Origin of the sequence: Vibrio bivalvicida, assembly GCF_001399455.2 — a bacterium.
Taxonomy (GTDB): domain Bacteria; phylum Pseudomonadota; class Gammaproteobacteria; order Enterobacterales; family Vibrionaceae; genus Vibrio; species Vibrio bivalvicida.
In genome coordinates this window covers 79212-87558 of the sequence record NZ_LLEI02000020.1, presented here as the reverse complement: position 1 = coordinate 87558, position 8347 = coordinate 79212, and the positions used below count along the sequence as shown (strand labels likewise).

Genomic DNA, 8347 nt, shown 5'->3' with positions numbered 1-8347 from the left:
ACGTCTTTGGAGGATCGTTCAACCGATCATTTTAGGCTTAACTGATCGGCATTAGGCTTAAGCCTCTATTTTTGTATGTGAATAGTCTCAATGACTTCAATTTTGCCCTGCCTCGGATCAATTTGCATTCAATATGCAACTAAGTACTATTTTTATCTAAATTGATCGGAAACCACGCCAGCGATAATTCCTGCCCACACACTCCGTCACTACTCTCTCCCTAACTCAGTCTTTTACCCACGGAGAGAAACAATGCAAACTTTACAAGGTCGCAAAACAAGAGGCTTTACTCTAATTGAATTAATGATTGTGGTCGCAATCATTGGCGTACTGGCTTCTATGGCGATTCCTGCTTACAAAGACTATGTTAGAAAATCTGAGGCAGCTTCAGCACTAGCGACGTTAAAAAGCCTCATAACACCCGCTGAAGTTTTCTATCAAGAAAACGGCACCACTTCTGCTGCAACCCTATCCAATTTAGGTATTGATAGTGGTGCCAATAATTTGGGAACCATAGCTTCAACAATTTCAGGTACCGGCTCTGCAGCCGTACCAACGCTAAAATTTACATTCGGCTTAGATAGCACAATGGGAAGCAGCGACACCATTACTTATTCTCGCAACTCTAGTACAGGCTGGTCTTGTTCAAAAGCGGGAGCTGTCCCTTCTTTAGACGGTTGTTCATAATCTATATGCAAACCAACCTTCCCGCTATCTTGCGCCAAGCAGAGCTTCTTGATACTACTCAGAAAGCTTTGCTGGATGAACGGCTTAATGTTTCAGGTCAAACGGCCCCTGAAGTATTGTTGGAGCTAGGTTGGTTAACGCCCACACAACTGCTCTCTCACCTTTCGAAAATATTTGCCTTACCCGTTATCGATTTCGCTAACTATGACTATCAAGCTGTGTGCAACAAGCTCGGCTTACGTGAACTCACTCACCGCTATTGTGCGGTTCCGCTTCGGCAAAGTAAGCACCAACTGCTCGTTGCAGTTGCTGATCCAACTAATGCAGCGCTCGAAGAGGAATTTCGCTTTGCGACCGGAAAACAAATAGAACTGGTGCTGGCAGATATCAAGCAACTCAAGGGGGCAATTCGTCATCTATATGGCACGGTAATATCCGGTGAGGTCTCAAGTCATACCAAAGAGATTAATGAGCAAGAGCTTGCCAGCCTAGTTGAATTGTCTGACGACGAACTAAGCAAGACTGAAAACCTAAACACTGACAACTCCCCCGTCAGTCGCTATATAAACCAGATCTTGCTTGATGCGATCAGAAAGCGCGCTTCAGACATACACTTTGAACCTTATGAAGCCTCTTACCGTGTGCGATTTCGTTGTGATGGCATCTTAATTGAGACTCAACAGCCAAGTCATACACTAAGCCGTCGCCTTTCAGCTCGATTAAAAATCATCGCAAAACTGGATATTGCAGAGCGACGCCTACCGCAAGATGGCCGAATCAAATTGCAGCTAAGCCCTGATACCGCTGTCGATATCCGTATCTCAACACTTCCGACATTATGGGGGGAGAAAATCGTTCTACGTCTACTCGATAGCAGCAATGCCGAATTAGATATCGACGTCCTTGGCTACAATCAACAGCAGCAAGCCTTATACCATCAGGCGCTTGCTAAACCACAGGGGATGATATTAATGACAGGCCCAACTGGAAGTGGCAAAACGGTTTCACTCTACGCAGGGCTAAAGCTTCTCAATACCCCCCTCGTCAACATTGCAACGGCTGAAGATCCTGTCGAGATTAATCTAGTGGGAATCAATCAAGTTCAAATCAATCCTAAAATTGGCCTAGACTTTGCGCAAGCACTTAGAGCTTTTCTGCGCCAAGACCCAGATATTGTCATGGTCGGTGAAATACGAGATCTTGAAACCGCTGAAATTGCAGTTAAAGCAGCACAAACAGGTCATTTAGTACTTTCAACTTTACATACTAACTCTGCCGCAGAAAGCATCATCCGCTTACAGCATATGGGTATATCCCCATTCAATATCTCTTCCTCTCTCAGCTTAGTCATTGCTCAGCGTCTAGCAAGAAAACTATGTCGGCACTGCAAGATTGAACACGCCTTACCTAGCGCGCTGTGTCAGCAGTTAGGTATCGCGGTACAAAGTGAAGTATTTACAGCCAATGAACAAGGGTGCAGTGAGTGCAATCAAGGTTATTCAGGTCGAACCGGTATTTATGAAGTGATGGACATAGACAACACCTTGCTACAACTCATTAATCAAGACGCAAATGCCAAAACCATCGAAGATGCTGCCAAAAAACGTGGGATGCAAACCTTAAAAGAAGCCGGAATTGAAAAACTACTCGCCGGCATCACTAGCTATCAAGAGCTGCAACGCGTGCTCTACTTATCGGTAGACTAGATGAAACCGCACTCTCGCAATCAACTTAAGCGCTACCGCTGGAAAGGGGTTAATCACAAAGGCAAACTCGTCTCTGGTTACACACTTGCTTTAAACGATCACGAAGTTAGAGAGCGGCTTAGTGAACAATCAATTCGCCTGAAAACACTAAAAAGGCGTTCGCTTTCTGTATTGACTCGTCTTACGCAAAAGATAAACAGAAAAGACATTACCTTATTAACCAGACAATTAAGCACCATGCTTGCGACAGGAATTCCTATTATTCAAGCATTAAACATCATCACTAAGGGGCACTCTAAAGCCGAGATGAGATCAGTCCTGAGTCACATCACTAAGCAGATAGAATCTGGGCATCCCTTATCTGAAAGCTTACGTAGTGCAAATCCCCTGTTCGACTCACTTTATGTCGACCTAGTCGCAACGGGTGAGCAATCCGGTAACCTGGCCGAAGTGTTTGCGCGAATCGCCAACTACAGAGAAAAATCTGAGCAACTCAGTGCTAAAGTTGTCAAAGCACTCATCTACCCAACGATGGTTATTTTGACTGCTTTATCCGTTGCCTACCTGATGCTCACTAAGGTGATTCCGCAGTTTAAAGGTATGTTTAATGGCTTTGGTGCACAACTACCTTGGTTCACCCAACAAGTGTTGCTCCTATCTGACTTTGCCCAAGCATATACAGGAATGGGACTAATGCTTCTCGCAGTAATATTTTATATGCTCAGAGTTGTCTTAAGAAAGTCGCGTCGAGCTCAGTTAATCCTGAGTCGTTTAACACTTAAAGCCCCTGTTATTGGCAAAATAATCATCAAAGCTTCAATAGCAAAATTTAGCCGTACACTAGCAACAAGTTTTAACGCAGGTATACCAATACTGGCAGGGTTAAAAGCATCGGCAAAAACCGCACAATGCAAGCACTATCAAAATGCTTTAGAGAGGGTGTTACTCGATACCACAACAGGAATGCCGCTCTACGTTGCGCTGCGCCATACTCACTGCTTTCCTGAGATGGTTCTACAGATGGTGATGATAGGTGAAGAATCAGGACGGTTAGGCGAAATGCTGCACAGAATTGCTGATGTTTACGAGTTTGAAATCGATAACACCGTAGATAATCTAGGTCGGATCCTCGAACCGATATTAATCATTTTTCTCGGCGTGGTTGTCGGCGGTCTCGTTGTCGCGATGTATTTACCTATCTTTAATTTGATGAGTGTCATAGGATAAGATACAGAGTTAACCTCTTTGAACTGAATGCTTTAAACCTAAGAGCTGCACCTATTTTATGGACATTTTTCATTACTACCCTTGGCTTTTTCCTATATTAGCAACGCTTTTCGGTCTTATCGTAGGCAGCTTTTTGAATGTTGTGATCCATCGCCTTCCCGTGATCATGGAACGCGAATGGCGAGCAGAATGTGCGGATAGCTTCCCTGAATACCAAATTACACCGCCACAAGGGACGTATAACCTTAGCGTGCCAAATTCAACCTGCCCGAAATGCAAGGCTCCTATTCGAATTATCGACAATATTCCGGTTCTAAGCTGGCTAATTCTCAAGGGGAAATGTCGTCAATGCAGCAACAAGATCAGTGCTCGTTACCCGCTAGTCGAACTTCTGAGTGCTGGGCTCTGTTTTGCTATTGCTTATCAATTTGAGTTCAGCTATTTCGCAATTGCACTCCTATTTTTCACCTTTACTCTCATCGCCGCCACCTTCATCGACCTCGATACCATGTTACTGCCGGATCAACTGACACTACCTCTGACATGGGCGGGAGTCGCACTTGCTCTATTTCAAATAAGCCCGGTCTCGCTGCAAGATTCGGTCATTGGTGCAATGGCAGGCTATCTCGCCCTATGGTCTGTGTACTGGCTTTTTAAACTTGCAACAGGCAAAGAAGGTATGGGTTATGGCGACTTTAAACTGCTTGCGGCGTTAGGGGCTTGGCTGGGTTGGCAGTATTTACCAATGATCATCCTCCTCTCATCACTGGTCGGTTTAGTCTTTGGTTTAATCCAACTAAAACTGAAAAGCCAAGGGATAGACAAAGCCTTTCCCTTTGGTCCGTATTTAGCCATTGCAGGCTGGTTAAGCATGATGTGGGGAAATGACATCCTCAACTGGTATTTCAGCAATTTTCTAGGAATCTAACATGACTCTAGTTATTGGTATAACGGGGGGGATTGCCAGTGGTAAAACAACCGTTGCAGACCTGTTCCATCAGAATTTTGGCATTGAAATTGTGGATGCAGACATCGTGGCTAGGCAAGTTGTTGAACCCGAGAGCCAAGGCTTAAAAGCCATTGAACAGCACTTTGGAGACAGTGTCATCCAACAAGACGGCACGCTAGATCGCGCTAAGCTTAGAAAAATTATCTTTAGTAACCCGAGCCAAAAAAAGTGGCTAAACCACTTGCTTCATCCGATGATTAGAACCGAGATGATGACTCAACTTGCTGAAGTTAAATCGGACTATGCTTTATTAGTCATACCTTTGATGGTTGAAAACAACCTACAATCTCTTGCAGATAAGGTACTCGTCGTCGATGTGGATGAAAAAACTCAAATTCAACGTACGATAGAACGCGACCATGTAGACGCAGCGCAAGCCAAAGCGATTCTCTCTTCTCAAGCATCACGAGAGCAGAGATTAGCCATTGCGGATTATGTGATTAAAAATAATACAGAAAACCAAAAACTTTTGTCTCAAATCACAGAATTACATAAAAAGTTCCTAGAAATCGGTAGGGAAAATCGGTGAGAATAAAGATTGAAAAATACAGAGCTGCATATTGATGACCACGCATTATTTTGAACATCCACTAAACGAGAAAACTCGCATCTACCTCCGCGTTGAAGCCTTGCTGAACCAACTGGATGTTGCTGCTCAGTTTAGTGATGATACGCAGCACCTGATTTTCTACCGCTCCTTATTCGATCTGTTAGAGATTTTCGAACAAATCCAACTTAAAAGTGAGCTGGCTAAAGATATTGAAAAGCAAAGATTAACATATCGCTCATGGCTCAATGTCGAGGGAGTTGATCAAGATATGCTGCAAAATATCTTAAATGAAGTCGATGCTGTACACAGTGACCTAATGGGTGCAGAGCGTTTCGGACAAAGTCTTAAGGAAGACAGGTTCCTAAGTGCTATCCGACAACGTTTCAATCTCCCAGGAGGTTCATGTTGCTTTGATCTGCCAGCACTTCATCACTGGCTTCACCTGCCACTTGAAAATAAAAAATCCGATGCATCCCAGTGGCTTTCAACCCTAAGACCACTTGCTGAAGCCCTTAAACTCTGGCTTAAGCTCACGCGTGAAACGGGTCACTTCCGCGTAATTCAAGCCAACTCTGGCTTCTATCAAAGTGATGCAGATGAAGCCAATATTCTCCGCTTAGAAATCCCAATGCACTTTGGTGTCTACCCTATGATTTCTGGGCATAAGAACCGCTTCGCTATAAAGTTCATTGAGTTTGAATCCGGTCAAGCATCAGTAGCTAACGTTGAGTTCAAACTCGCCGTGTGTAGCTAACAACATATTTCATATTCAAGCTATACTAAGCCCACACCTTTGTTTAAGTTCAGAGAAACACCATGTCTAAGATTACCATCGTCCCTTGCCCTCAATGCGGTCAAGACGTTAAATGGGGCGAGCAGAGCCCTTTCCGCCCGTTTTGCAGTAAGCAATGTCAGATGATTGATTTCGGTGAGTGGGCTGATGAAGAGAACACTATCCCTGGTGCACCAGATATGTCTGATGCAGACGGATGGTCGGAAGATCAGTACTAATAGATTCGAGAAGCGAGAACGCTGCGCTACGGGATTAAAGAGAAGCTGATGTGATTAGAGCATCGGCTTTTTTGTTTTTTGGAGAACTGGAGAACTGGAGAACTGGAGAACTGGAGAACTGGAGAACTTTTGGAAGGTTGGCATTTAGCATCAACCCTTTGATTTCAACAAGTTACCATATCATCTTCTAGAACGAGGTACGAGTCAGTTGAGGATCTCTTCAAGCTAGTCGATGAGTTATAGAGATTCCCACTCCTTCCTCCGTCAATATTCCCCCTCGTAGGGCTAAGCCCGCTCCCGCTTTCCAAAAGCGAAGCGTTCCATAGGACGAAGTCCGTTCTCGAATCTCGCCTCTCTATGCGAAGCGCAAAAAAAAGCGGAGACCAATTGGTCTCCGCTAATACTATGAGAACGCTAGTTATAGCATTACTTCTTAGCAAGTTTCTCTTTAATACGAGCAGACTTACCAGAACGCTCACGTAGGTAGTACAACTTGGCACGACGTACTGCACCACGGCGTTTAACTTCGATGCTATCAACAATTGGAGAGTGTGTTTGGAACGTACGCTCAACACCTTCACCGTTAGAGATCTTACGTACAGTGAAAGCAGAGTGTAGACCACGGTTACGGATTGCGATTACAACGCCTTCAAAAGCCTGTAGACGCTCACGTTCACCTTCTTTTACCTTAACTTGAACTACAACAGTGTCACCTGGTGCAAATTTAGGTAGGTCTGATTTTAGTTGCTCTTCTTCAAGAGCCTTGATGATGTTACTCATTTTAATAAATTCCTAGAATAAACTGATACTAAATTTAATAGGTTACTTAGCTCGACTCTCTTTAATGAATTCGGCCAGTAATTGTTCCTGTTCGTCAGTCAGAGCTAGGTTTTCCAGGAGTTCTGGTCTTCTTAGCCAAGTGCGGCCTAACGACTGTTTTAGTCGCCAGCGACGAATGTCCTTATGGTTGCCAGACTTGAGTACCGCTGGTACTTCTTTTCCATCTAACACCTCAGGGCGCGTATAGTGAGGGCAATCTAACAAGCCATTAGCAAAAGAGTCTTCTTCTGCTGACGCGAAATCTCCTAATACACCCGGAACAAACCGAGAGACAGAATCAATTAACGTCATGGCTGGTATTTCACCACCCGTCATCACAAAATCCCCAATTGACCATTCTTCGTCAACTTCAGATTGGATGATGCGCTCATCTACCCCTTCATAACGACCACAAATAAGAAGCAAGTTCTCGTTTGTCGCCAGCTCTTCTACCCCTTGCTGGTCAAGTTTTCGACCTTGAGGAGACAGGTAGATGACTTTCGTCTTACCTAGTGAGGCATGCTTGGCTGCCTGAATAGCATCGCGCAAAGGCTGCACCATCATTAGCATACCAGGGCCACCACCATAAGGTCGGTCATCAACAGTGCGATGTTTGTCGTGCGTGAAATCACGAGGATTCCATGTTTCAATCGACAAAAGACCTTTTTTAACCGCTTGACCTGTTACTCCAAAGTCAGTAACAGAACGGAACATTTCTGGAAATAGGCTAATTACGCCAACCCACATGTTTATCTCGCTCTGGTAGTTTGGAGTTTAGAATCCAGGATCCCAGTCAACTTCGATCCGTTGAGCTTCACGATCAATATTCTTGATCACTTGCTCTTCAAGGAACGGAATTAATCGTTCCTTTTGCCCAAAAGCATCTTTTAGATTTGCTTTAATTACGAGAACATCGTTGGAGCCCGTTTCCAGCATGTCAGAGACGATGCCTAGATCGTAACCTTTATCAGTTACTACGTGCATTCCAATCAAATCACGCCAATAGAATTCATCTGATGGCAATTCTGGTAATACGGCAGGGTCAATTGAGATTTCAAAGTTGGTCATGAGCTGCGCTTCTTCACGCACATCAAGACCTTCAAGCTTCACCACCAAACCTTTGTTATGGCGCTTCCAACTTTCTGCTTTGTACTCGACCCACTTTTCACCTTGCTTAATAAACCAAGGCGAGTAATCAAATATGCTTTCGGCATTGTCTGTGTAGGAAAAAACCTTGAGCCAACCGCGAATGCCATAAGTAGCACCAAACTTGCCTACAACAATCTTGTCATTGCTCATTGTTTCTTTACCTTTCATCGACATAAGCTAATTTCTACT

The 8347-nt window shown here is 44.2% G+C and carries 10 protein-coding genes; 7 read left to right on the top strand and 3 right to left on the bottom strand.

Features of this window, described 5'->3' with window-relative positions:
• Positions 1-252: 252 nt before the first annotated feature.
• From APB76_RS05270 to yacG, 7 genes are all read left to right on the top strand, one after another.
• Positions 253-687: a type IV pilin protein gene (locus tag APB76_RS05270; protein WP_049845619.1), complete on the top strand. Its 435-nt coding sequence runs from the start codon at positions 253-255 to the stop codon at positions 685-687.
• Positions 688-692: 5 nt separating this feature from the next.
• The gene (gene pilB / locus APB76_RS05265; protein ID WP_054963185.1) at positions 693-2393 is read left to right on the top strand and encodes a type IV-A pilus assembly ATPase PilB; all 1701 of its coding nucleotides are present in this window, start codon (positions 693-695) and stop codon (positions 2391-2393) included.
• The gene (locus APB76_RS05260; RefSeq protein WP_054963186.1) at positions 2394-3620 is read left to right on the top strand and encodes a type II secretion system F family protein; all 1227 of its coding nucleotides are present in this window, start codon (positions 2394-2396) and stop codon (positions 3618-3620) included.
• Positions 3621-3678: 58 nt separating this feature from the next.
• Positions 3679-4548 (top strand): prepilin peptidase, encoded by an 870-nt coding sequence (locus APB76_RS05255; RefSeq protein WP_054963187.1) that lies wholly within the window; start codon positions 3679-3681, stop codon positions 4546-4548.
• 1 nt (position 4549) lies between these two features.
• Entirely contained in the window at positions 4550-5158 is a 609-nt protein-coding gene (gene coaE, locus APB76_RS05250; protein ID WP_049845615.1) for a dephospho-CoA kinase, read from the top strand.
• 34 nt (positions 5159-5192) lie between these two features.
• On the top strand, positions 5193-5933 hold the full coding sequence (gene zapD, locus APB76_RS05245; RefSeq protein ID WP_054963188.1) for a cell division protein ZapD: 741 nt from the start codon (positions 5193-5195) through the stop codon (positions 5931-5933).
• A gap of 62 nt (positions 5934-5995) precedes the next feature.
• Positions 5996-6190, top strand: coding sequence for a DNA gyrase inhibitor YacG (gene yacG / locus APB76_RS05240; protein WP_049845613.1), 195 nt, complete (start codon positions 5996-5998; stop codon positions 6188-6190).
• 426 nt (positions 6191-6616) lie between these two features.
• Here yacG and rplS read toward each other — a convergent pair whose 3' ends face one another.
• The 3 genes from rplS to rimM are packed head-to-tail and all read right to left on the bottom strand — an operon-like array spanning position 6617 to position 8332.
• Positions 6617-6970 carry a 50S ribosomal protein L19 gene (gene rplS / locus APB76_RS05235; protein ID WP_049845612.1) on the bottom strand — a complete coding sequence of 118 codons (354 nt, stop codon included), beginning with the start codon at positions 6968-6970 and terminating at the stop codon, positions 6617-6619.
• Positions 6971-7012: 42 nt separating this feature from the next.
• Complete coding sequence (trmD, locus tag APB76_RS05230) at positions 7013-7756, bottom strand: tRNA (guanosine(37)-N1)-methyltransferase TrmD (RefSeq protein WP_054963189.1); 744 nt, start codon at positions 7754-7756, stop codon at positions 7013-7015.
• 27 nt (positions 7757-7783) lie between these two features.
• Complete coding sequence (gene rimM, locus APB76_RS05225) at positions 7784-8332, bottom strand: ribosome maturation factor RimM (RefSeq protein WP_054963190.1); 549 nt, start codon at positions 8330-8332, stop codon at positions 7784-7786.
• Positions 8333-8347: the final 15 nt, after the last annotated feature.